23 protein-coding genes, 3 tRNA genes and 1 pseudogene are annotated in these 23,953 nt (G+C 71.3%); 23 read left to right on the top strand and 4 right to left on the bottom strand.

The window, feature by feature from the left end; translation table 11 throughout:
* The 6 genes and pseudogenes from ACWEEU_RS13040 to galE all read left to right on the top strand — a co-directional run.
* Positions 1-363: pseudogene (locus ACWEEU_RS13040) on the top strand (phosphocholine cytidylyltransferase family protein); the annotation flags it as partial.
* The gene (locus ACWEEU_RS13035) at positions 351-1,412 is read left to right on the top strand and encodes an iron-containing alcohol dehydrogenase family protein (protein ID WP_385748970.1); all 1,062 of its coding nucleotides are present in this window, start codon (positions 351-353) and stop codon (positions 1,410-1,412) included. The pseudogene ACWEEU_RS13040 and the gene ACWEEU_RS13035, both read left to right, overlap by 13 nt.
* A gap of 191 nt (positions 1,413-1,603) precedes the next feature.
* Entirely contained in the window at positions 1,604-1,924 is a 321-nt protein-coding gene (rplU, locus tag ACWEEU_RS13030; protein WP_018545136.1) for a 50S ribosomal protein L21, read from the top strand.
* Positions 1,925-1,938: 14 nt separating this feature from the next.
* Entirely contained in the window at positions 1,939-2,193 is a 255-nt protein-coding gene (gene rpmA, locus ACWEEU_RS13025) for a 50S ribosomal protein L27 (RefSeq protein WP_385748967.1), read from the top strand.
* Between the two features lie 127 nt (positions 2,194-2,320).
* Positions 2,321-3,766, top strand: a complete 1,446-nt coding sequence (obgE, locus tag ACWEEU_RS13020; RefSeq protein ID WP_385748964.1) for a GTPase ObgE — start codon at positions 2,321-2,323, stop codon at positions 3,764-3,766.
* A gap of 154 nt (positions 3,767-3,920) precedes the next feature.
* Positions 3,921-4,898: a UDP-glucose 4-epimerase GalE gene (gene galE, locus ACWEEU_RS13015; protein WP_451731576.1), complete on the top strand. Its 978-nt coding sequence runs from the start codon at positions 3,921-3,923 to the stop codon at positions 4,896-4,898.
* 21 nt (positions 4,899-4,919) lie between these two features.
* Here galE and ACWEEU_RS13010 read toward each other — a convergent pair whose 3' ends face one another.
* Positions 4,920-5,651 (bottom strand): L,D-transpeptidase family protein, encoded by a 732-nt coding sequence (locus tag ACWEEU_RS13010; RefSeq protein ID WP_451731594.1) that lies wholly within the window; start codon positions 5,649-5,651, stop codon positions 4,920-4,922.
* A 182-nt stretch (positions 5,652-5,833) separates the two neighbouring features.
* On the opposite strand from ACWEEU_RS13010, the gene proB reads away from it, so the two are divergent.
* From proB to ACWEEU_RS12985, 5 genes are all read left to right on the top strand, one after another.
* Positions 5,834-6,973 (top strand): glutamate 5-kinase, encoded by a 1,140-nt coding sequence (gene proB / locus ACWEEU_RS13005; RefSeq protein WP_385748958.1) that lies wholly within the window; start codon positions 5,834-5,836, stop codon positions 6,971-6,973.
* Positions 6,974-7,133: 160 nt separating this feature from the next.
* The gene (locus tag ACWEEU_RS13000; protein ID WP_385748955.1) at positions 7,134-7,559 is read left to right on the top strand and encodes a hypothetical protein; all 426 of its coding nucleotides are present in this window, start codon (positions 7,134-7,136) and stop codon (positions 7,557-7,559) included.
* A 94-nt stretch (positions 7,560-7,653) separates the two neighbouring features.
* Complete coding sequence (locus ACWEEU_RS12995; RefSeq protein WP_385748952.1) at positions 7,654-8,940, top strand: glutamate-5-semialdehyde dehydrogenase; 1,287 nt, start codon at positions 7,654-7,656, stop codon at positions 8,938-8,940.
* Positions 8,941-9,032: 92 nt separating this feature from the next.
* Positions 9,033-9,608: an SCO2584 family spore wall biosynthesis protein gene (locus ACWEEU_RS12990; RefSeq protein ID WP_451731571.1), complete on the top strand. Its 576-nt coding sequence runs from the start codon at positions 9,033-9,035 to the stop codon at positions 9,606-9,608.
* Positions 9,609-9,741: 133 nt separating this feature from the next.
* Entirely contained in the window at positions 9,742-10,818 is a 1,077-nt protein-coding gene (locus ACWEEU_RS12985) for an SCO2583 family membrane protein (protein ID WP_451731568.1), read from the top strand.
* A 22-nt stretch (positions 10,819-10,840) separates the two neighbouring features.
* On the opposite strand, the gene ACWEEU_RS12980 is transcribed toward ACWEEU_RS12985, so the two are convergent.
* Positions 10,841-11,956 (bottom strand): M48 family metallopeptidase, encoded by a 1,116-nt coding sequence (locus ACWEEU_RS12980; protein ID WP_451731566.1) that lies wholly within the window; start codon positions 11,954-11,956, stop codon positions 10,841-10,843.
* A 101-nt stretch (positions 11,957-12,057) separates the two neighbouring features.
* Between ACWEEU_RS12980 and ACWEEU_RS12975 the strand changes: the two genes are divergently transcribed.
* The 11 genes from ACWEEU_RS12975 to ACWEEU_RS12925 all read left to right on the top strand — a co-directional run bounded on the left by ACWEEU_RS12975 (position 12,058) and on the right by ACWEEU_RS12925 (position 17,586).
* Positions 12,058-12,222, top strand: coding sequence for a hypothetical protein (locus ACWEEU_RS12975; protein WP_385748942.1), 165 nt, complete (start codon positions 12,058-12,060; stop codon positions 12,220-12,222).
* Between the two features lie 174 nt (positions 12,223-12,396).
* A complete protein-coding gene (locus tag ACWEEU_RS12970; protein WP_018545148.1) occupies positions 12,397-12,561 on the top strand; it encodes a hypothetical protein in 165 nt (54 codons plus the stop codon).
* Between the two features lie 56 nt (positions 12,562-12,617).
* The gene (nadD, locus tag ACWEEU_RS12965; RefSeq protein ID WP_385748937.1) at positions 12,618-13,364 is read left to right on the top strand and encodes a nicotinate-nucleotide adenylyltransferase; all 747 of its coding nucleotides are present in this window, start codon (positions 12,618-12,620) and stop codon (positions 13,362-13,364) included.
* Positions 13,365-13,380: 16 nt separating this feature from the next.
* Complete coding sequence (locus tag ACWEEU_RS12960; protein ID WP_451731562.1) at positions 13,381-15,138, top strand: LCP family protein; 1,758 nt, start codon at positions 13,381-13,383, stop codon at positions 15,136-15,138.
* Positions 15,139-15,299: 161 nt separating this feature from the next.
* Entirely contained in the window at positions 15,300-15,740 is a 441-nt protein-coding gene (rsfS, locus tag ACWEEU_RS12955; RefSeq protein WP_356104544.1) for a ribosome silencing factor, read from the top strand.
* Positions 15,740-16,408 (top strand): histidine phosphatase family protein, encoded by a 669-nt coding sequence (locus ACWEEU_RS12950; protein ID WP_385748931.1) that lies wholly within the window; start codon positions 15,740-15,742, stop codon positions 16,406-16,408. The genes rsfS and ACWEEU_RS12950 overlap by 1 nt, the downstream gene beginning before the upstream one ends.
* 73 nt (positions 16,409-16,481) lie before the next feature.
* Positions 16,482-16,554, top strand: a tRNA-Ala gene (locus ACWEEU_RS12945).
* Positions 16,555-16,848: 294 nt separating this feature from the next.
* Positions 16,849-17,022 carry a hypothetical protein gene (locus ACWEEU_RS12940; protein WP_199588441.1) on the top strand — a complete coding sequence of 58 codons (174 nt, stop codon included), beginning with the start codon at positions 16,849-16,851 and terminating at the stop codon, positions 17,020-17,022.
* A 3-nt stretch (positions 17,023-17,025) separates the two neighbouring features.
* Positions 17,026-17,259 (top strand): hypothetical protein, encoded by a 234-nt coding sequence (locus ACWEEU_RS12935; protein WP_006136074.1) that lies wholly within the window; start codon positions 17,026-17,028, stop codon positions 17,257-17,259.
* A 125-nt stretch (positions 17,260-17,384) separates the two neighbouring features.
* Positions 17,385-17,457 (top strand) — tRNA-Ala (locus ACWEEU_RS12930).
* Between the two features lie 56 nt (positions 17,458-17,513).
* A tRNA-Ala gene (locus tag ACWEEU_RS12925) sits at positions 17,514-17,586 on the top strand.
* A gap of 144 nt (positions 17,587-17,730) precedes the next feature.
* Here the strand turns inward: ACWEEU_RS12925 and ACWEEU_RS12920 are convergent.
* The gene (locus ACWEEU_RS12920) at positions 17,731-19,341 is read right to left on the bottom strand and encodes an NADH-ubiquinone oxidoreductase-F iron-sulfur binding region domain-containing protein (RefSeq protein WP_385744142.1); all 1,611 of its coding nucleotides are present in this window, start codon (positions 19,339-19,341) and stop codon (positions 17,731-17,733) included.
* Positions 19,338-20,585: a cytochrome b/b6 domain-containing protein gene (locus ACWEEU_RS12915; RefSeq protein WP_451731557.1), complete on the bottom strand. Its 1,248-nt coding sequence runs from the start codon at positions 20,583-20,585 to the stop codon at positions 19,338-19,340. The genes ACWEEU_RS12920 and ACWEEU_RS12915 overlap by 4 nt, the downstream gene beginning before the upstream one ends.
* 401 nt (positions 20,586-20,986) lie before the next feature.
* On the opposite strand from ACWEEU_RS12915, the gene leuS reads away from it, so the two are divergent.
* Entirely contained in the window at positions 20,987-23,869 is a 2,883-nt protein-coding gene (gene leuS / locus ACWEEU_RS12910; RefSeq protein WP_451731554.1) for a leucine--tRNA ligase, read from the top strand.
* The last annotated feature ends 84 nt before the right edge of the window (positions 23,870-23,953 follow it).

Below are 23,953 nucleotides of genomic sequence, written 5' to 3'. Positions count from 1 at the left end.
GGTGAGGGCAAGAAGATCATCCTCGCGCTGGACACGGTGAAGTCCCTGGCGGACGAGGAGATGAAGGTCGTCGTGGACCCCGAGAAGGGTGTCCAGAAGATCACGAAGCTGATGGACCCGGCCGAGGCCACCGGTGAGTACATCGGTGTCACCCTCATCGAGGGCGACGCCGCCGAGGAGCTGGCCGACGCCCTGCGCGTGACCTTCGAGCGCGACCCGCAGCTGTACTACGAGGACGGCTACCAGGAGCTGGTCAACCGCGGCTTCAAGATCGACGTCGCTCCGATCGGCGAGGTCTCCTGGGTCGAGATCGACAACCACGACGACCTCGCGCGCGGGCGGGAGATCGCGTGCCGATACTGACGCGACTCATCCCCTCGCCGGTGGTCGTGGACATCCGCCCGGGTGCCCTCTCCGACCTGGCGAGCATCCTCGCCGACCAGCGCATCTCGCACTCCGGCCGCCTCGCCGTCGCCGTCAGCGGCGGCTCCGGCGCCCGGCTGCGCGAGCGCGTCGCGCCGTCCCTGCCGGGTGCCACCTGGTACGAGGTCGGCGGCGGCACGCTGGACGACGCCGTGCGCCTGGCCGACGAGATGAAGTCCGGCCGGTACGACGCGGTGGTCGGCCTCGGCGGCGGGAAGGTCATCGACTGCGCCAAGTACGCGGCGGCCCGTATCGGTCTGCCGCTGGTCGCGGTCGCCACCAACCTCTCTCACGACGGCATCTGCTCGCCCGTGTCCATCCTGGACAACGACGCGGGCCGGGGCTCCTACGGTGTGCCCACGCCCATCGCGCTGCTCATCGACCTCGACGTGATCCGTGAGACGCCGGTGCGCTTCGTGCGCTCGGGCATCGGGGACGCCGTGTCGAACATCTCGGCGGTCGCGGACTGGGAGCTGGCCAACCGGGTCAACGGCGAGAAGATCGACGGTCTCGCCGCCGCCATGGCCCGCCAGGCCGGCGAGGCCGTGCTGCGCCACCCCGGCACCTGCACGGACGACGGCTTCCTCACCGTGCTCTCCGAGGGTCTGGTGCTCTCCGGCATCGCCATGTCGATCGCCGGTCACACCCGGCCGTCCTCCGGCGCCTGCCACGAGATCAGCCACGCGCTCGACCTGCTCTACCCCAAGCGCGCGGCGAGCCACGGCGAGCAGGTCGGCCTCGGCGCGGCCTTCGCCATGCATCTGCGCGGCGACCACGAGGGCTCGTTCCTCATGGCGGCCTCGCTGCGCCGGCACGGGCTGCCGGTGCTGGCCGAGGACATCGGGTTCAGCGAGGACGAGTTCGTCCGGGCCGTGGAGTTCGCGCCGGAGACCCGGCCGGGCCGCTACACGATCCTGGAGCACCTGGAGCTGTCCCCGGACGGAATCCGGAAGGCGTACGCGGACTACGCGGCCACGCTGACCGGCTGACCAGGGCCCGGTTTGACCCCTGTGGGGCCTGCCCGTACCCTTGACTGTCGGCGTGTCTGAACACGCCACATCCCCGTAAACCTTTTTCCCTCCCGGTCACACCCGGTGTGGCCGGGAGAGGTCGTCCATGGTGTTTTACCGGTGCGGCTGGCCTGCGGGGGTGCCGTACTTCGAGCGAAAGTGAGATCCGCGTGTACGCCATCGTGCGCAGCGGTGGTCGCCAGCACAAGGTTGCTGTCGGCGACATCGTTGAGGTTGACAAGATTTCCACTGCCAATGTTGGCGACACGGTCGAGCTCTCGACCCTGCTCGTTGTCGACGGCGACTCCGTGACCAGCGACCCGTGGGTGCTGGCCGGCATCAAGGTCCAGGCCGAGGTCGTGGACCACCACAAGGGCCAGAAGATCGACATTCTGCGCTACAAGAACAAGACCGGCTACCGCCGTCGTCAGGGCCACCGCCAGCAGTACACGGCGATCAAGGTCACTGAGATCCCCACGGCTGCGAAGTAAGGGACTGAGAACAGATGGCACACAAGAAGGGCGCATCGTCCACCCGGAACGGTCGCGACTCCAACGCCCAGCGGCTCGGCGTGAAGCGCTTCGGCGGTCAGGTCGTCAGCGCGGGTGAGATCCTGGTCCGCCAGCGCGGCACCCACTTCCACCCGGGCACCGGCGTCGGCCGTGGCGGCGACGACACGCTGTTCGCGCTGCAGCCCGGCGCCGTGGAGTTCGGCAAGAGCCGCGGCCGCAAGGTCGTGAACATCGTTCCGGTCGCCTGAATCCTCTGATTCACGGCCGCGACCGAACATTTCGCGCGAGGCGGACCTCACTTCCCGGTCGGGAAGGCAGGTCCGCCTTTCGCGTGTTGACATAGGTAATACCCGCACTTTTCTGGAGGCACCCACCATGACCACCTTCGTGGACCGCGTCGAACTGCACGTCGCCGCGGGTAACGGAGGCCACGGCTGTGCCTCCGTCCACCGTGAGAAGTTCAAGCCGCTCGGCGGCCCGGACGGCGGCAACGGCGGCCGGGGCGGCGACGTCATCCTCACCGTCGACCAGTCCGTGACCACGCTGCTCGACTACCACCACTCCCCGCACCGCAAGGCCACCAACGGCAAGCCCGGCGAGGGCGGCAACCGCTCCGGCAAGGACGGCCAGGACCTGGTCCTGCCGGTCCCGGACGGCACCGTCGTGCTGGACAAGGCGGGCAACGTCCTCGCCGACCTGGTCGGCCACGGCACCTCCTACGTGGCCGCGCAGGGCGGCCGGGGCGGCCTCGGCAACGCCGCGCTCGCCAGCGCCCGCCGCAAGGCCCCCGGCTTTGCGCTCCTCGGTGAGCCCGGTGACCTCCAGGACGTGGTCCTGGAGCTCAAGACCGTCGCCGACGTGGCCCTGGTGGGGTACCCGAGCGCGGGCAAGTCCTCGCTGATCTCCGTGCTCAGCGCGGCCAAGCCGAAGATCGCGGACTACCCCTTCACCACCCTCGTCCCCAACCTCGGTGTGGTGACGGCCGGTTCGACCGTCTACACCATCGCCGACGTGCCCGGTCTGATCCCGGGCGCCAGCCAGGGCAAGGGCCTGGGCCTGGAGTTCCTGCGCCACGTGGAGCGCTGCAGCGTCCTGGTGCACGTCCTGGACACCGCGACCCTGGAGTCCGAGCGCGACCCGCTGTCCGACCTCGACATCATCGAGGAGGAACTGCGGCAGTACGGCGGCCTCGACAACCGTCCGCGCATCGTCGTCCTGAACAAGGTGGACGTGCCCGACGGCAAGGACCTCGCCGAGATGGTCCGCCCCGATCTGGAGGCGCGCGGCTACCGCGTCCTCGAGGTGTCGGCGGTCGCCCACATCGGCCTGAAGGAACTGACGTACGCCCTCGGTGACATCGTCGCCCAGGCGCGTGCCGCCAAGCCCAAGGAAGAGGCCACGCGCATCGTCATCCGGCCCAAGGCCGTGGACGACGCGGGCTTCACGGTCACCCGCGAGGAGATCGAGGGCGAGCCGCTGTTCCGCGTGCGCGGCGAGAAGCCCGAGCGCTGGGTCCGCCAGACCGACTTCAACAACGACGAGGCCGTCGGCTACCTCGCCGACCGGCTCAACCGCCTCGGTGTCGAGGACCGGCTGATGAAGGCGGGCGCCCGCTCCGGCGACGGCGTCGCGATCGGACCCGAGGACAACGCGGTCGTCTTCGACTGGGAGCCCTCGGTCACCGCCGGCGCCGAGATGCTCGGCCGCCGCGGCGAGGACCACCGCTTCGAGGCCCCGCGCCCCGCCACCCAGCGCCGCCGCGACAAGCAGGCCGAACGGGACGAGGCAGAGCGGGAGTTCAACGACTTCGACGCGTTCTAGAGGTCGGGGAGACACCGCCCCGGGTCCTGCCAGGCAGGCTTCGGGCACCCGTTGCCGGACGTTCCCGGCCGTCCTCCCGGGCTGTCGGACTCGATTTTCCGTCTCCGATGGGCGAGTCTGGCGTGCACGGGAGGACGTTCGAGGAGGCATGGGGATGAGCTGGCTGATCACGGGCGGTGCCGGATACATCGGTGCTCATGTGGTGCGCGCCATGACGGCGGGCGGCGAGGACGTGGTCGTGTACGACGACCTGTCCACCGGCAGCGCGGACCGGGTGCCCTCCGGCGTACCGCTGGTGGTGGGCAGCGTGCTCGACGGCGGTCTGCTGCAGCGCGCGATCCGCGAGCACGGTGTCACCGGCGTCGTGCACATCGCGGCCCGCAAACAGGTCGGCGAGTCGGTCGAACGCCCTCTGTACTACTACCGGGAGAACGTCACCGGGCTCCAGACCCTGCTGGACGCGATGACGGCGACCGGCGTCGACCGCGTCGTCTTCTCCTCCTCGGCCGCCGTCTACGGTATGCCCGACGTGGACCTCGTCACCGAGGACACACCCTGCGTCCCGATGAGCCCCTACGGCGAGACCAAGCTGGTGGGGGAGTGGCTGATCGCGGCCGCCGCCCGAGCCCACGGTCTGCGCGCCGTCAGCCTGCGCTACTTCAACGTGGCCGGAGCCGCGGCCCCCGAGCTGGCCGACACGGGCGTCTTCAACCTCGTCCCCATGGTGTTCGAGCGCCTGGAGGAGGCCGAGGCGCCCCGGATCTTCGGCGACGACTACGCCACCCCGGACGGCACCTGCGTGCGCGACTACATCCACGTCCAGGACATCGCCTCCGCCCACCAGGCCGCCGCCGTACGGCTGCGCGAGGCTCCGGCGGGCACCTCGCTGGTCCTCAACATCGGCCGGGGCGAGGGCAGTTCGGTGCGCGAGATGGTCGACCGCATCCTCAAGACCACCGGCCACGAGGACGTCGTCCCCGAGGTCACCCCGCGCCGCCCCGGCGACCCGGCGCGGGTCGTCGCGGCGGCCGACCGCATCCGCGCGGAGCTGGGCTGGAGCGCGCGGTTCGGTCTGGACGACATGATCGAGTCGGCCTGGGGCGGCTGGCGCCACCGGCACCCCCGCGACTGACAGGGGCGGAACCCGGGGGCTTCAGCCCTTGAGGTCGGCCTTGTCGCCCATCACCACGACCGGGTGCTGCTTCGGGTCCAGCGTGCGCAGCAGGTACTCCATGTCCGCCTTGGGCTGGCTCACGCACGCCGAGGTGCCGCTGCCGTGGTCCATGTGCAGCCAGATACTGCCGCCCTTGGTCTGGCCCTCGGGCCGCGTCGGGTCGTTGGGCGGGGTGCCCTTGACCCGGTTGTAGTCGATGGCGATGACGTAGTCGAAGTCGTGCCAGTACGACTTCTTCCAGTAGTGCGGGGCCTGGAAGGCGGCGGAGCGGGTGTACGGCAGCTTCGTGCCGGGCGAGGCGAGGACGCCGCCCGCGTCGCTCAGCGTGAAGACGCCCACGGGGCTGCGCTTGTCGCCCTCGTGATGGTCCGTCGTCCAGCCCTTGCGCCCGTTGTGGGCGGACCAGGTGCGCTGCTGCTTCCAGACGGAGCCCGTCTTCTCGTAGAGCGCCACGGTCGAGTCGGCGGAGTCCTTGCCGTCGCCGTACACCGCGACGACCTGCCGCGAGTTCCGCGGCACCCGCTTCCACAGCCGGTCCCCGACGTCCGGGACGCGCTTGAGCGGCGCGGAGTGCGGCTTGGCGTCCGCCTTCCCGCCCTGCCCCTTCGGGGTGGCCGGGTGACCCGAACCCCCGCAAGCCGTCAGACACACCGTCAGCAGGGCGACCCCCGTCGCACCCGCCATCACCCGCACCGAACCGCCGTTTCGCATGGGCTCCATGGTCGCAGACCGTGACCCGCAGGCGGCGTCAGGGTGTTCGGAAGGACCCGGACGAGTTCGCCCGCGGGCCGTCTCGTGAGCGCGTCCGCGTGCTGGACGGGTGCGCGGGCGGTCACCCGCTTCGCGTAGATTGCGAGCGGGACCGCAGGGCGCGCGAGGGGACAGAGGGCAAGGTGGCAAGCGCAAGGCAGGCCGTGGGCGAGGCCCGCAGGATCGTCGTCAAGGTGGGCTCCTCCTCGCTGACCACCGCAGCGGGCGGACTGGACGCCGACCGGGTGGACGCGCTGGTGGACGTGCTCGCCAAGTTCCGCGCCCCGGGCGCGGACGGAACCCCGCGCGAGGTCGTCCTCGTCTCCTCCGGTGCCATCGCCGCGGGGCTCGCCCCGCTGGGGCTGCCCCGCCGCCCCCGCGACCTGGCCCGCCAGCAGGCCGCCGCCAGCGTCGGCCAGGGCCTGCTCGTCGCCCGCTACACCGCCTCCTTCGCCCGGTACGGCGTCCGAGTCGGCCAGGTCCTGCTCACCAGCGACGACATGAGCCGCCGCAGCCACCACCGCAACGCCTCGCGCACCCTCGACAAGCTCCTCGCGATGGGCGCGTTCCCGATCGTCAACGAGAACGACACCGTCGCCACCGACGAGATCCGCTTCGGCGACAACGACCGCCTCGCCGCCCTCGTCGCCCACCTCGTCCGCGCCGACCTGCTGGTCCTCCTCTCCGACGTGGACGGCGTCTACGACGGCGACCCCGGCAGGCCCGGCACCTCCCGGATCGCGGAGGTGCGCTCCCCGGCCGACCTCGCGGAGGTCGAGATCGGCAGCGCGGGCAAGGCGGGCGTCGGCACCGGCGGCATGGCCACCAAGGTCGAGGCCGCCCGCATCGCCGCCGCCGCGGGCATCCCGGTCGTGCTGACCAGCGCCGTCCACGCCGCCGAGGCCCTGACCGGGGGCGACACCGGCACCTGGTTCCACCCCACCGGCAAGCGCTCCGCCGACCGGCTGCTCTGGCTCCAGCACGCCTCCACCCCGCAGGGCTCCCTCACCCTGGACGACGGCGCCGTCCGCGCGGTCGTCCAGGGGCGCAAGTCGCTGCTGCCCGCCGGGATCGCCGCCGTGGAGGGCGAGTTCGGCGCGGGCGACCCCGTCGAGCTGCGCGACACCGCCGGACGGGCCGTCGCGCGGGGCATCGTCAACTTCGACGCCAAGGAGCTGCCCCGGCTGCTCGGACGTTCGACCCGCGAGCTGGCACGCGAGCTGGGCCCGGCGTACGAACGCGAGGTCGTGCACCGGGACGACCTGGTACTGCTGCACGTGTGACCCCCGGGGAACCGCGCGTAAAGCGGGTCACAAGGACCGCCCCCGGTGGGGGACGTTCCGCAAAACCGCCACGCGGAGCCCTCGGGCCTGCTCAACTTTGTCTCGGGGACATGTTGAAGGGACACGTTCCGTCAAGGGGCCATGCGTGAAGGAGGCCGTCGTGAGACGAGTCCGTCCTGGGGCGGCGTCCCGTGGTGCTCTGACGAGCGTCGCGGCCGGGGACGCCTACGAGGAGCCCAAGGACCTGCCCCGCCTGTGGCACGTCACCCTCAGCGTCTCCGGGGAGTGCGTCCCCGTGCAGGACCTCAGGCGCGCCCTGGAACAACTGGCCCACGACCACCCCTTCCTCCTGACCAGCCGGTACGCCGGTGACCACGCCGAGATCCGGTACTGGGAGGAGGCCCGCGACCTGCACGACGCGGCCGCCGTCGCGCTGCGTCTGTGGGGCGAGCACCGGCAGACCGCCGGGCTGCCGGCCTGGGAGATCGTCGGCCTGGAGGTCATCGACCGCGAGACCTACCACCAGCGCATCGCGGAGGGGTACGGCCCGGCGCCCGCGACCCCCGTGGGGGTGCACCCCTTCTGAGGACGGGCGGGGTGCCCCGCGGTGCGGGAGCGGCGGCGTCTCGGGTTGCGGAACAGGGCAAGCCGGGCGCCCCGCGCGCATTACCCTTCCTGCCATGACCACGCTCTCGCCGTACGACTCGATGTCCCCGGTCACCCGTGCCGCCTACCGGGCCAAGGCCGCCGCCGCCGACCTCGCCCCGCTCCCGCGCGCGGTGAAGGACGACGCGCTGCTCGCCGTCGCGGACGCCCTGGAGGTCCGCACGAGCGAGATCGTCGAGGCCAATGCCAAGGACGTGGCCAAGGCCAGGGAGAACGGCACCAGCGAGGCCATCGTCGACCGCCTCACCCTCACCCCCGAGCGGGTCCGCGCCATCGCCGCCGACGTGCGCGACGTGGCGAAGCTGCCCGACCCGGTCGGCGAGGTCGTGCGCGGCTCCACGCTGCCCAACGGCATCGACCTGCGCCAGGTCCGCGTCCCGCTCGGCGTCGTCGGCATCATCTACGAGGCGCGCCCCAACGTCACCGTGGACGCCGCCGCGCTCTGCCTGAAGTCCGGCAACGCCGTCCTGCTGCGCGGCTCCGCCTCCGCCTACGAGTCGAACACCGCGCTCGTCCGGGTGATCCGGGACGCCGTCGGCGGCGCCGGGCTGCCCGCCGACGCCGTCCAGCTCGTGCCCGGCGAGGGCCGCGAGAGCGTGGGCGAGCTGATGCGCGCCCGGGGGCTCGTGGACGTGCTCATCCCGCGCGGCGGCGCCTCCCTGATCCGTACGGTCGTGAACGAGTCCACCGTCCCGGTGATCGAGACCGGCACCGGCAACTGCCACGTCTACGTCGACGCGCAGGCCGACATCGACACCGCGATCGACATCCTCGTCAACTCCAAGGCGCAGCGGCCCAGCGTCTGCAACGCCGCCGAGACCCTCCTGGTCCACCAGGACATCGCGGACGCCTTCCTGCCCCGCGCCCTGGACGCGCTGGCCGAGGCCGGGGTCACCGTCCACGCCGACCCGCGCGTGCTCGCCTTCGCCGAGGACTCCAAGGCCACCGTGGTCGAGGCCACCGCCGAGGACTGGGAGACCGAGTACCTCTCCTACGACATCGCCGCCGCCGTCGTCGACTCCCTCGACAAGGCCGTCGAGCACATCCGGCTGTGGTCCTCCGGCCACACCGAGGCGATCGTCACCACCTCGCAGCAGGCCGCGCGCAGGTTCACCCAACTGGTCGACTCCACCACCGTCGCCGTGAACGCCTCCACCCGGTTCACCGACGGCGGCCAGTTCGGCTTCGGTGCCGAGATCGGCATCTCCACCCAGAAACTGCACGCCCGCGGCCCCATGGGCCTCCCGGAGCTGACCAGCACCAAGTACATCGTCACCGGCGACGGACACGTGCGCGGCTGAGCCATCCGGAGTACGGCCGGAAACCGGTCCCGGGGCCGGACGAATTTCCGTACCGTCTGCCCAAATTGACCCCCCAGGTCTACTCTGGACCCGTGCCGGAGGACGTGGGGGGCATGCCGTTCCCGGACGGCTGGGAGCCCGACGACGACCACGACCGCGGAGCGACGGACGATGAGTTCGCCTCCGTGGTGTTCGACGAGGCCTTCGTACAGGCGGCCACCGTCCATGAGCCCAGCGCTGTCGAACGCCTGCTCGCCGCCGCCCAGGCCCGCGCCGAGGCATTCGAGGCGGAGGCCCGCCGCGCCCACGCCTCGGCCGAGCACTACGACGAGCTGTACGGCCCCGGGCACACCGGTTTCGGCCACGACGCGGAGGACGACCCGCGCGACGGCTACGCCCCCGGGGAGAGCCCCGGCTTCCTCGGCCCCTACGGCAAGCAGATCCGCTGGCACCGGCCCGTCGCCTGGGTGCTCGCCGTGGTGATGGGCGTCGGCATGGTGGCCCTGGCCTTCGCCGCGGTCTACCGGGGCGCCTCCTCCGGCACCCGCGACCAGGTGCCCGCCCCCGCCTCCAGCGGACTCGGCAGCGGAGCGGCCGACGTGCCGGTGCCGTCCGTCTCGGCCGACTACTCCCCGCCCGCCGTCTCCGCGGTCCCGAAGTCCCCCTGAGCGGCCACGACGCGAGTCACCCGCACCACCGTCGCGTGCCCGGCCGTCCCCCGCGCGGTTTTGATGAGCCCCTGTCAGAAGTTGTCGTGTACCGGCGCGTTTACGGGGGGCTCGCCCGACCTACCCTGAAAGTATGGGCGGGCCTGGAGACCCACCGGAGGGGACACCCGAGGGCAGCCCCTCAGGTGCCGAGGACGAGTACCGATCCGTCGTGTTCGACGAGTCGTTCGTCCGCGCTGCCCGGCTCCAGGAGTACTCCGCGCGCGAACGCATGACCGACCACGCCCCCGCCGTACGCCGCCGCAAGCCCCGCCACCGGCGGCTGGTCACCCGGCAGGCGCTGGCCCTCGTGGTGCTCCTCGCCATCGCCTTCGGCACCGCCCTCTACATGGGCGTCCGTCACCCGTACGGCTCACCGCAGGTCCGCAGATCCGCCGAATCGCTGCGGACGACCGTCGTCCCGCTCGCGCCCCGGGGCGAGGTCCCCGGCGCCGCCGACGCCCGCACCCTCTTCGAGCGCAGCCCCGCCGCCGGTTTCGTGAGCGGCATCGAGGGCGTCCCGCTGCCCGCCGTGCGGGCCACCTCGCACTTCTCGGAGAGCCAGGTCCAGGCCGCCCTCACCACCGTCCGGACCTACCTCGTGCGCTCCTCGCTCGACCCCGACGTGCTCGCCGGGCGCGCGGTCCGGCCCGTACGCGCCCTGCTCGACGCCGGCCAGCTCGGCCAGTTCGACCGCAGCGTGAACCGGCCCGCCCCGGACGGCAGGCACGCCGCCACCGGCTGGCTGATCCGCTTCGACCCGGCCCGCGCGGTACTGGCCGACGACCGGATCCGCGTCCTGGGCACCCTGCGTGCCGCCGAGACCGACCCGGCCACGCTGGAGATCACCTCCGACAGCACCTTCGTCTACGCCCTGCGCCCCCGGGGCTCCACCCACGCCCCGGCCCCGGTGTCCCTGTTCACCGTCCGGCGCGCGCTGACCTTCCGCTTCGACAGCGACAACCTGCGCGTGGGCCAGACCCGGCTGGTCTCCTCCAGCACGCAGGCGGGTCCGCTGTCCTGCGCCGAGGACACCTCGGCCCGCCTCCACCCGCTCCTCGCCGGCCAGACCGCCAGGCCCGGCGGACCCGCGGTCACCGACCCGTACACCGCCGCCACCCCGACGGCCCTGTGCGGAACCCTGTCGGACGCGGCCCAGCCGAAGCCGTGAGGGGCGGGAGCGCGGTGACGACTCAGGGCTGGTCCGGCGTCGCCTCCGGGTCGTCCGGGGTGCCCGGGGCGGCCTTTCCGTCCTTCGACGGCGGCGCGCTCGTGAAGCCGTTGAAGCCCCGGCGGACCCGTCCGCCGAGGTCGCCCGCGCCGCCCGCCAGATCCGAGACCAGTTTCATCAGCGGGTCCTTGGACGTCTTCACATCGCTCGCGTAGCTCGACGCCGACTCCCGGAAGGACTCCCGGACCCGCGCCTCCTTGTCGTCCTCACGGCGCGGGTAGTGGCCGTCCACGATGCGCTGGTAGTCGCGGGACTCGGCCCACCGCTTCAGCTCGGCGGCCCGCACCGTGGTGAACGGGTGCGAGCGGGGCAGCACGTTGAGGATCTTCAGCACGGAGTCCCGCAGGTCACCCCCGGCGTCGTACTCCTCCGCCTGCTCCAGGAACGCGTCCACGTTCATCTCGTGCAGATGGTTGCCGCCCGCGATCTTCATCAGACCCCGCATCGAGGCCCGCGGGTCCTGGCCCACCAGGAGCCCCGCCCGGTCCGCCGACAGCTCCGACTTGCGGAACCACTCCCGCAGCGCCGTCACCAGCGCCATGATCGCCAGATTGCCCAGCGGGATCCACGCGACCTTGACGGCCAGCGTCGTCAGGAACAGCAGGATCGTGCGGTACACCGCGTGCCCGGAGAGCGCGTGGCCCACCTCGTGCCCGACGACCGCCCGCATCTCCTCCTCGTCCAGCAGCTCGACCAGGCCCGTGGTCACCACGATGATCGGCTCGTCCAGACCGATGCATATCGCGTTCGGCTGCGGGTTCTGCGTGACGTACATCGGCGGGACCTTCTCCAGGTCCAGGATGTAACAGGCGTCGCGCAGCATGTCGTGCAGATGCGCGAACTGGCGGTCGGAGACCCGCACCGAGTCGGACAGGAACAGCAGCCTGAGGCTCCGCTCCGGCAGCAGCCCGCTCAGCGTCTTGAAGACGGTGTCGAACCCGCTCAGCCTGCGCAGCGCCACCAGCGCCGAACGGTCGGCCGGGTGCTCGTACGCCCGGGAGGAGATCCCGGGGAAACGCCTGCGCTGCCTGCTCGGCACCCGCTCGCGCCCACCCTGATCGCGCTCTGCTTCGGACATGTCATCCCCCTGCTGCGTCGTGAGTGCCGTGCCCCCCGGGGCCGGGCCCAGCCTAGGCGGCGTACCGTGGACGGGGCAGTACCACCGAAGGAGTCCACGCCATGGAGCACCATCTCGCAGCCGCCCGGCTGACCGAGGCCGCCGCGAACGCCGTCCCCGAGCACGGGTCGGGGAACCTGCTCCGCATCGTCCTCGTCGTGATGATCCTGGGCTGCGCACTGACCGGCTGGTTCCTGATGAGCGGCTACAAGCGGAAGGACGACTGACCCGCCGGGAAGGTTCCCGCGCGGTCGCGATCCGGCCGTCCCGTCCGGCCCGCCCCAGGGCGGCAACCGCCCGCCCCGCCGCCTAGACCGGAGTCGGCGTGATCTCCGCCGGGTCGCCCGCTTACGATGAACCCACGTCTTTATCCCGCCCACACGCGTTAGGTCCTGCCGAAGATGAGCATCCACAGCGCCGCCGTCCAGTTGGTCACCCTCGCCGCCGAGACCGAGGAGCGGGGCGGCCACCACAACAGCCTCAACCCGGCCGTCACCGGCGGCTGCGCCCTGGGCATCCTGCTGCTCCTGCTGTGGATCACCACGCGCTTCAACCGCGACCGCTGAGCCGGGACCTGATCCCCGCACAGGTGTCGCACTACGGGCCGGTAGGGTCTGCACGCATGGGAGAGCAGGACATGCCTACCGGTCCGGCGGACGGGACGGCCGCCGCCCACGCGGCCGGCACCGGCACGGGGCACACCACCCCCGGGGCGCCCGGCACCACACCCGACGGGCCACGGCGCACGGCACACCTGGAGAGCCACGGCCCCGTGCGCACCGGCAAGCGCCGGCTCGGCGTCATGGGCGGCACGTTCGACCCGATCCACCACGGGCACCTGGTGGCGGCCAGCGAGGTCGCCGCGCAGTTCCACCTGGACGAGGTGGTCTTCGTGCCCACCGGCCAGCCCTGGCAGAAGTCGCACCGCACGGTCTCCCCCGCCGAGGACCGCTATCTGATGACGGTCATCGCGACCGCCGAGAACCCGCAGTTCTCCGTCAGCCGGATCGACATCGACCGCGGCGGACCCACCTACACCGTGGACACCCTGCGCGACCTGCGTGCCCTCAACCCGGACACGGACCTGTTCTTCATCACCGGCGCCGACGCCCTGGCCCAACTGCTGACCTGGCGGGACTCGGCGGAACTGTTCTCCCTCGCGCACTTCATCGGCGTCACCCGCCCCGGTCACCAACTGACCGACGCCGGGCTGCCGGAAGGCGGTGTCTCGCTCGTCGAGGTCCCCGCCCTGGCGATCTCCTCCACGGACTGCCGTGCGAGAGTCGCCAAGGGCGACCCCATCTGGTACATGGTGCCGGACGGAGTCGTGCGCTACATCGACAAGCGTGAGCTGTACCGCGGCGAGTGAGCCGAGAGGGGCACCGGTGAACGACCGATACGACGCTGGGTACGGCGGCGAGCAGTACGACGACCAGTACGACGGGAACACCTACGAGATCGTCGGCTACGACGACTACGGACGCCCCGTCTACCAGCAGGTCCCGGCCCGCTCCGGCGGCCAGGACCACGACCCGTACGCCCGCCAGGGCTACGGCCAGGGCGGCTACGACACCGGCCGGCAGCCGCCCGTGCCCCCCGTCTACGACCCCTACGGCACCCAGGGCACCCAGGGCACCGACCCCTACGGGCAGTACGACGGCTACGGCGCGCAGGGCGCCCAGGGGTCCCGGAACGGCACCGCCTACGACCCCTACGGGCAGGCGGCCACCAGCGGGCAGCAGCCCCGCGTCGCCGAGCAGACCGCGCACATCCCCCAGCAGAGCGGACCCGCCGCCCGGGCCGCGGCCCCGGAGGAGCCCGAGGAGCGGACGGTCGGCACGCCCGCGCCCGCGCGGGAGGGCCAGGAACCGGACGGCGACGAGCAGTTCGCCTTCGCCGAGGAGCCGGACGGCGAGTCCGAGGACGTCATCGACTGGCTGAAGTTCACCGAGAACCGCACCGAGCGCCGCGAGGAGGCCCGCCGCCGCGCCCGCAGCCGGGTCGTCGTCCTCGTCGTCGTCCTCGCGCTGGTCGCCGTCGGCGGAGTCGGCTACCTCTGGTTCGCCGGCAAGCTGCCCGGGCTGTCCTCCCCCGCCAAGAAGGGCGGCACTGCCGTCGCCGCCGGGGCGCAGAAGCGCGACGTGATCGTCGTGCATCTGCACAACACCGGCAAGAACGGCACCTCCACCGTGCTGCTCGTCGACAACACCACCACCAAGCGCGGCACCACCGTCCTGCTGCCCAACTCCCTCGCCCTGTCCGACGATTCGGGCACCACCACGACGCTGGCCAAGTCGGTGGACGACGACGGTTCCTCGGGCACCCGCGACCAGATCGACACCGTGCTCGGCACCAGCATCCAGGGCACCTGGCGCCTGGACACGCCCTACCTGCAGAACCTGGTCGAACTCGTCGGCAGCATCGAGGTCGACACCAATACCGACGTGCCCGACCCGGATGCCAGGAAGAAGGGCGCCGAGGTGCTGGTCCACCAGGGCAAGGACCAGACCCTCAGCGGCAGGATGGCCGTCGCCTACGCCACCTACCGCGCCCCCGGCGAGACCCAGAACGCCCAGCTGGAGCGGTTCGGGCAGGTCCTCCAGGGCGTGCTGCGCAAGGTGTCCACCGACCCCACCGCCGCCACCACGACCGTGCAGACCCTCGCGCAGATCCTCGACCCCTCGCTGACCGACAAGGACCTCGGCACCTTCCTGGCCAAGCTCGCCGAACTCGCCAAGGACGGTTCGTACAGGACCGTGCTGCTCCCGGTGCAGGGCGACGGCACGCTGACCGCCCAGACCAGCGACAGCGTGGTCAAGGACGTGCTCGGCGGCGCCGCCAAGAGCCCCGACGCCGGCTCTGCCGTGCGCGTCTCCGTGCAGAACGGCACCGGGGTGAAGGACGACACCGAGAAGGCCCGCGTGGTCCTGCTCAACGGCGGCTTCACCTTCGTCGACGGCGGCAGCGCGGCCGCCCAGACCGCCTCCCGGGTCGTCTACTCCGGCGCCGCCGACAAGGAGAACGCCACCGAGGTCGCCAAGACCCTCGGACTGCCGGCCACCGCAGTCGCCAAGGGCTCCGTCACCTCCGGCGCCGACGTCCTGGTCGTCCTCGGCCAGGACTACCGGCCCGGCGCCTCCTGACGAAGCCCCCGCGCCACCGAGGCACCCCGGGTGACCCGAACGTCACGTGGGGTGCCTCACCCCTTCCGTGAGACCCTTGGATTCCCGGTGACCGCCGCGGGCCGCGTCCTTCGTGTCGCCCCGCACCCAGCCGATCCCCGCCCCCGACCGAAAGCTTCACAGTGACCGCCACCGACCGTTCCCTCGAACTCATCAGCACCGCCGCCCAGGCGGCGGCCGACAAGCTCGCCCACGACGTCATCGCCTACGACGTCAGCGACGTGCTGTCCATCACCGACGCGTTCCTGCTGGCCTCCGCGCCGAACGACCGCCAGGTCAAGGCGATCGTCGACGAGATCGAGGAGCGCCTGCTCAAGGAGCGCGGCGCCAAGCCCGTCCGCCGCGAGGGCGACCGCGAGTCCCGCTGGATCCTGCTCGACTACGTCGACATCGTCGTCCACGTCCAGCACAGCGAGGAGCGCGTCTTCTACGCCCTGGAGCGGCTGTGGAAGGACTGCCCCGAGCTGGAGCTGCCCGAGGAGGCCAAGGCCACCCGCGGCAAGGCCGAGGAGCACGCCAAGGAGCGCGCCGAGGCCGGTGACGAGCCCGGCGAGGAGTGGTGATGACGGCCACGGGTGAGGTGACCGACGCCAAGAGCCGGGGCCGCCGCGTCATCCTGTGGCGGCACGGCCAGACCGCCTGGAACGTGGACCGCCGCTTCCAGGGCACCACCGACGTACCGCTGACCGAGACCGGCATCGGCCAGGCCCGGCGGGCCGCGCGGCTGCTGGCCTCGCTCGCACCCGACGCCATCGTCGCCTCCGACCTCCAGCGCGCCTCCGACACGGCCGCCGAGCTGGCCGCGCTCACCGGCCTCGAGGTCACCCACGACGAGGGCCTGCGCGAGACCTACGCGGGCGCCTGGCAGGGGCTGACGCACGACGAGATCATCGCCCGCTACGGCGACGACTACGCCGCCTGGAAGCGCGGCGAGCCGGTCCGCCGCGGCGGCGGCGAGCTGGAGACCGAGGTCGCCGACCGCGCGGCCCCGGTCGTGCTGCGGCACGCCGAGAAGCTGCCGGAGAACGGCACGCTCGTGGTGGTCAGTCACGGCGGCACCATCCGCACCACGATCGGCCGGCTCCTCGGCATCGACTCCCACCACTGGGAGAGCCTGGGCGGCCTCTCCAACTGCTGCTGGTCCGTGCTCGGCGAGGGTGCCCGGGGCTGGCGCCTGCTGGAGCACAACGCGGGCACCCTGCCGGTGCCGGTCCTCGGCGACGACGACTGAGCCCGGATTTCACTTTCCGGCAGGTCACAGGCTAAAGTTCTTCTTGTTCGCCCGCCGAGCGGGAAGAACGCGAGGGGCTATAGCTCAGTTGGTAGAGCGCCTGCATGGCATGCAGGAGGTCAGGAGTTCAATTCTCCTTAGCTCCACAGATCGACACTCGGTTGAGTCGTCAAAGATCGACAGGGAAAGATCCCGTCCTCCAGAGGGCGGGATTTTTCGTGTTCCGGCGGCGGATGATCTCGACCGGCTTGAGTCGGACGGGGGGCCGCGGGCGTATACAACGGCGGAGGCGTTCCGGGTGGCTGCCTGGGCGCTTGCCGCGACTGCCGCGCCGACGGCCGTGTCCGGACTGGTACTCAGGCGTCGCTGACCGTATCGGCCCGGCCGTGGCAGAATCAGACGGCCGGAAGGGGACGCGGCCCGCACGGGAGGGAGTGGCGATGCCTGCGAGCATCCTTGGGGAGGTCGGCCACCTCCTCGGGACGGCCTGGATACGGGACACGGCCACCCGGCTCCGCTGCCCTTCCTGCGGTTCGGCCCATGTCGCCCAGGTCCTCGGCGACAACGGCGGGATCTCCTACGTGTGCACGGCCTGCGGCCATAGCTGGAGCTGAGCGATGGGTGCACACAGGCGGAAGTGCGACTGGTGCGGCAGTGGTACGCCCATCGTCCGCGACATGGAACCGATCAACCCCGACTACCAGTACTGGTGCGAGGAATGCGCCCGGGCGCTGATCATAAAAGGCGACCCCATCGAGACCTACCGTGAGCTGGAGGGCGAGCCGATCTACGGCCGGCTCCTCGAAGAGCACTGCACGCTCAAGCGGTTCTACTCCTTCGTCACCGCCTGAACCGGGCAGCCGGAAACGGACATAAAGCCCCTTATGGTGTCGTACCGGAAATCGGTTTGGTGCTCACCGTCGGGGACCGTGTAAGGTTGGCGACGCCTCCGGGGGAACCCGGAAGGGCACCGCGAGGGGCTATAGCTCAGTTGGTAGAGCGCCTGCATGGCATGCAGGAGGTCAGGAGTTCAATTCTCCTTAGCTCCACAGAAAATCGAAGAAGGCTTGCGACGCCTCCGGAGGAATCCGGAAGAGCGCCGCGAGGGGCTATAGCTCAGTTGGTAGAGCGCCTGCATGGCATGCAGGAGGTCAGGAGTTCAATTCTCCTTAGCTCCACAGAAGTCGAGGGCGGATCATCCGGACGGATGGTCCGCCCTCGGCGTTTCCGCGAGGAGGCGCGAGACGGGACGTACGGCGCTCACGGGCCGTGACACGACGAAGGCGGGCCACCCGGAACCGGGCGGCCCGCCTTGTCGCCTCTCAGCGCCCCAGCGCGCGCCGTCCGCGTCCCTGGGAGACCACCGGCAGGTTCTTCGACGGCGCCTGCCCCCGGGTGTCCTCCTCGATCCGCAGTGCGAGCGCCGGGCAGCGCCGCACCGCGCGCAGCGCCTTCGCCTCCGCGTAGCGCGGCACCGATGCCTGGGCGACGGTCGGGAAGCCGTCCGCGCCCAGCTCGAACACCTCAGGGAGGATGTCCGCGCACAGCCCGTGGCCCCGGCACAGCGTCCAGTCCACGTAGATCTTCTGGCGGCTGCCGCCGGAGTCCTCGGGCTCTCCGCCGCCCGGGATGCCCGTGGGCATCTTGCCGCCCTCGAAGAGCGGCAGAACGCCCTCCACGGGCCGTCCGCAGCCGTTGCCGAGGACATGGGCGGCCAGGTCGTCCGTGAACGCCTTGATGGTCGACTCCAGGAACATCGCGGAGCCGTCCGGGTGCGAGCACGCGCCGCGCCGCTTCACGCTCTTGGCGACCTGCTTCAGCGCCTCCAGGGCGGCCGGACCGCCGCCGTTGATGATGTCCTCCATGCCGCGCGCGGCGGCGGGCAGTCCGAGGTAGCAGGGCCCGCACTGGCCGGCGCTCTCCTCGGCCAGCCACTGCGCCACCCGCAGCGACTCGCCCAGCGGACAGGTCTCCTGACTGATCGGCAGGATCGCGCCCGCGCCGAGCGCGCCGCCCACCGCGTCCAGCGAGTTGCGGGAGACGATCGCCTCGTTCACGGTCGCCGCGTCGATCCACTTGCCGTGGTACCCACCGGTCAGCACGCCCTGCGGGACCGGCGGGGCCCCGGCGAGCTGGAGGACGTAGCGCAGCGGCACGCCCGTCGGCACCTCGATGACCATGGGGCGCGCGACCGCGCCGGAGACCGTCAGCATGACGGTGCCCGGCTCGTCGTACAGGCCCGTGTTGCCGTAGCGCTCGGGGCCGATGCGGGCGGCGATCGCGAGCTGGGCGAACGTCTCCGCGTTCGACAGCAGGGTGGGCGCGCCGCCGACGCCGCTCTGCGAGGCGCTGACCTTGCGGCCGGGCGGGATCGCCGGGCCGCCGTCCACCGAGCGGATCAGGGAGGCGGCGGCGCCCGTGACCATGCGCACCGGGTTGCGCTGCACCCAGGCGCGCAGCGCGGAGCGACGGCTGTTGCTCAGGCCGCGTTCGGCGAGCGCGGCCTCCATGGAGCGCTGGGTGGACTCACGGGTCACGCCGATCACCAGCGTGCGCGCGCCCATCGCCTCGGCGCACAGCAGGGCGCCGTCCAGGATGAGGTGCGGGGCACGGTTGATGAGCACCGTGTCCTTGCGGCAGGCCGGCTCGTCCTCGCTGCCGTTGACGACGACGACCGGCCGGACGCCCTTCTTGATCGCCGACTCGGCGACCGAGCGGAGTTTCTTGTGGAAGGGGAAGCCCGCGCCGCCGCGGCCCTTGAGATTGATGCTCTCGGCGAGCTGCGCGAGCTGCTCGCCGCCGAGCGGGTCGAGCGGCCCGTGCACCTTGAGATGCATGGGCAGGTCGAGCCGCTCCACAAGGTCGAAGCCCGACGTGAGCTGGGGAAGCCCGACCACGCGGACTTCGGGGACGTCGGGCAGGGCCTCGTTCACCTATAGCCTCCGGAAGGCATGTTCCAAGGTTCGCCCGAACCCGGCGCGTCGAAGGAGGCGCCGGGGGTTGGTTCGGTGGCGGGACCACTGTTGAACGTTTCGGACGAGTTGTACGTGCCGTACCGGGCGTTCGTCTCACCCGTGTTGCGCACATCACCTCCGCCGCCGCCCGGCGTGCCCGGATTGCCGTAGACGGGGATGGAGTATCCCGTGTCCTGGAGCGGGTCGTAGGCCGACGGCGGGGCCTCGCCCACGGGCGGCGGGGAGGGGACCGGCCAGCTCGGGGCGGAGGGGTCGTTCACGCGCGGCATGGCCTCGGTGGGACGCATGTCCATCGGGGTGTCCGGGCGGCCGCCCGGGTACGGCTGCTGCGGGGGGCCGGCCGTGCGGTACGCGGCGGCGAAACCGGCGCCGCCCGCACCCGCGGCGGGGGACTGGTACAGACCACCGGAACCGGCGCCCGGACCTCCGCCGTCGCGCCGGGGCTCACGGTCCCGGACACCGGACTCGGCGACCCGGTTGCGGCTGGCCTCCAGCTCCTCCATACCGGGCCGGTTGGAGTTGCCGAGCATCGCCATGACGCGGTCGGAGAGCCTGCGCTTGACCGGGCGCGGCGCGGCGCGCAGCGCGAGGGCTGCCATCACGCCGAGCAGGGAGAGGCTGTAGAGGATGGTGAAGATCGGTTTGGCCGCGCGGCCCGCGTACAGGCCGTGGACCAGGGCCGCGCACCACGCCGGGTAGGCGAGCATGTGCATCGCGCGCCAGCGGGCGGCGACCGGGGCCGGGGTGGCGAAGTTGCTGCGCAGGGCGCCGGTGACGCCCACGAAGATCATGAGCAGTCCGGCCAGGGAGCCGAGGCCGATCAGGCCGCCGCTGCCGGTGAAGCCGAGCGAGAACGGGATGAGCGCGGCGATCACCACGGTGTGGTCCAGCGCGATCTTGGTGGTGATGTGCAGCAGCAGGAACGCGATCGAGGCGACCGCCGTCGTCCGGTGGATGGCCTGGCCGACGATCCGCTGCCGGATGTTCAGCAGGATGCGGTCCTGGGCGACCAGGCCCCAGATCACCGAGCAGCTGAGCGAGACGAGGGACAGCACGCCCGCGCCGAAGTTCAGGAATTCTTGGAACTGGCTGCCTCCGACCAGCACGACCACGGGTATGAGCAGCAGGACGACAGCGGACGCCACCCCGTAGGCCGAGCGGCCTGGCTTGGGGAGCGAGCTGTTACTACGACGAGGGTTCATGGGGGCAACTCCGAGCAGTTTCGGGAAGGCGGTCCCGCTGCCGAACTCTAAGTGGAGCCATACCGATCGGTACGAGGTTTGAGTTATTGCGTTGTTATCCAAGAACGGAACCGCGAGGGTGCCGTCCCTTAGTGACTGTTACGCGAAGTAATCCTTGACCCGGGTCCAGATCTGACGGCCGTACGGACATGTCTCCATGGCATACGCAAGAGCGTCGCGGCTTGCTCAAGGGCTGCGGTACCCTAGCGCCATGCGTGCTGTACGCCTTCTGCTTAGCGAGCCGCGCTGACAGTGCCGACCACCGGTCGAACCGGACGGTCGGAGCCGGCGCGGCATCCCCTCCTGTGTGAGGGGATTTTTCGTTTCCGCAGGCAGAGACGATCGATGGAGCTTTGAGGATCATGAGCGAGACGAACCCCTCCGCCACCGCTGCCGCGTCGGCGGAGGCCGCGCCGCACCGCTACACGGCCGCCATGGCCGCCGAGATCGAGGCACGCTGGCAGGACTTCTGGGACGCGGACGGCACCTATGCCGCCCCGAACCCCAAGGGCACCCTGGGCGGTGATCCCGAGCTGGTCGCCCGGCCCAAGAAGTTCATCATGGACATGTTCCCGTACCCCTCCGGCGCGGGCCTGCACGTCGGCCACCCGCTGGGCTACATCGCCACCGACGTCTACGCCCGCTTCCAGCGCATGACCGGCCACAACGTCCTGCACACCCTGGGCTTCGACGCCTTCGGCCTGCCCGCCGAGCAGTACGCCGTGCAGACCGGCACGCACCCGCGCGTGTCCACCGAGGCCAACATGGAGAACATGAAGGCCCAGCTCCGCCGGCTGGGTCTGGGCCACGACAAGCGCCGGTCGTTCGCCACGATCGACCCGGAGTACTACAAGTGGACCCAGTGGATCTTCCTGCAGATCTTCAACTCCTGGTACGACGAGCAGGCCGACAAGGCCCGCCCGATCTCCGAGCTGATCGCGCAGTTCGAGTCCGGTGAGCGCCCCGTACCGGGCCACACGCGCGCGTGGAGCGAGCTGAGCGCCACCGAGCGCGCCGACGTCCTCGGCGACTTCCGGCTGGCCTACGCCTCCGACGCGCCGGTCAACTGGTGCCCCGGCCTGGGCACCGTGCTGGCCAACGAGGAGGTCACCGCCGACGGTCGCTCCGAGCGCGGCAACTTCCCGGTCTTCAAGGCCAAGCTGCGCCAGTGGAACATGCGCATCACCGCCTACGCCGACCGCCTGCTGGCCGACCTGGACGAGCTGGACTGGCCCGAGGCCATCAAGCTCCAGCAGCGCAACTGGATCGGCCGCAGCGAGGGCGCCCGCGTCGACTTCCCCGTCGACGGCGAGCGCATCACCGTCTTCACCACCCGCCCCGACACCCTGTTCGGCGCGACCTACATGGTGCTGGCCCCCGAGCACCCGCTGGTCGAGAAGTTCACCCCCGAGGCGTGGCCCGAGGGCACCCACGAGGTGTGGACCGGCGGTCACGCCACCCCCGCCGAGGCCGTCGCCGCCTACCGCGCGCAGGCCGCCGCCAAGTCCGACGTGGAGCGCCAGGCCGAGGCCAAGGACAAGACCGGCGTCTTCACCGGTGTGTTCGCGGTCAACCCGGTCAACGGCGAGCGGGTCCCGGTCTTCATCGCCGACTACGTGCTGATGGGCTACGGCACCGGCGCCATCATGGCCGTCCCCGCCCACGACACGCGCGACTTCGCCTTCGCCCGCGCCTTCGAGCTGCCGATCCGCTGCGTGGTCGAGCCGACCGACGGCCGCGGCACGGACACCTCCACCTGGGACGACGCGTTCGCCTCCTACGACGCCAAGCTGGTCAACTCCGCGGGCGCGGGCGTCACCCTGGACGGACTGGCCGTCCCCGAGGCCAAGGCCCGCATCACCGAGTGGCTGGCCGCCGAGGGCATCGGCGAGGGCACCGTCAACTTCCGCCTGCGCGACTGGCTGTTCAGCCGCCAGCGCTACTGGGGCGAGCCCTTCCCGATCGTCTACGACGAGGACGGCGTCGCCCACGCGCTGCCCGAGTCGATGCTGCCGCTGGAGCTGCCCGAGGTCGAGGACTACAGCCCGCGCACCTTCGACCCGGACGACGCCGACACCCAGCCCGAGACCCCGCTCTCGCGCAACGACGAGTGGGTCCACGTCACCCTGGACCTGGGCGACGGCCCGAAGAAGTACCGCCGCGAGACCAACACCATGCCCAACTGGGCCGGTTCCTGCTGGTACGAGTTCCGCTACCTGGACCCGCGCAACGACCAGAGCATGGTCGACCCCGAGATCGAGCAGTACTGGATGGGCCCGCGCGAGGGTATGCCACACGGCGGTGTCGACCTGTACGTCGGCGGCGCCGAGCACGCGGTGCTGCACCTGCTGTACGCCCGCTTCTGGTCCAAGGTCCTCTTCGACCTGGGGTACGTCTCGTCCGCCGAGCCGTTCCACAAGCTGTTCAACCAGGGCATGATCCAGGCCTACGTCTACCGCGACAGCCGTGGCATCGCCGTCCCGGCCGCCGAGGTCGAGGAGCGCGACGGCGCCTTCTACTACGAGGGCGAGAAGGTCTCCCGGCTGCTCGGCAAGATGGGCAAGTCCCTGAAGAACGCCGTCACCCCGGACGAGATCGCCGCCGAGTACGGCGCCGACACCCTGCGCCTGTACGAGATGGCGATGGGTCCGCTGGACGTCTCCCGCCCCTGGGACACCCGCGCGGTGGTCGGCCAGTTCCGGCTGCTGCAGCGGCTGTGGCGCAACATCGTCGACGAGAACACCGGCGAGATCACCGTCACCGACGCCGAGCCCGACGAGGACACGCTGCGCGCCCTGCACAAGGCGGTCGACGGCGTGCGCCAGGACCTGGAGGGCCTGCGCTTCAACACGGCGATCGCCAAGATCACCGAGCTGAACAACCACCTGACCAAGACCGGCGCCGCCCTGCCGCGCAGCGTCGCCGAGTCGCTGGTCCTGATGGTCGCGCCGCTGGCCCCGCACATCGCCGAGGAGCTGTGGCGCAAGCTGGGCCGTACCGACTCGGTCGTCCACCAGGACTTCCCGGTCGCCGACCCGCGGTACGTGGTGGACGAGACCGTCACCTGCGTCGTGCAGATCAAGGGCAAGGTCAAGGCCCGCCTGGAGGTGTCCCCGGCCATCTCCGACCAGGAGCTGGAGAAGGCCGCGCTGGCCGACGAGAAGGTCGTCGCCGCGCTCGGCGGCGCCGCCATCCGCAAGGTGATCGTGCGGGCGCCCAAGCTGGTCAACATCGTGACCGGCTGACGCACGCGCAGACATCCGCCGCCGGGCGCCTGCCGCCCGGCGGACCGGGCGTTGCCGCGCCCGGGAAACCGGACCTCGGGGTGA

The sequence above is a fragment of the Streptomyces sp. NPDC005004 genome (assembly GCF_053600675.1).
The sequence above is the reverse complement of the archived record's forward strand: the minus strand, read 5'-3'. Positions and strand labels throughout refer to the sequence as shown.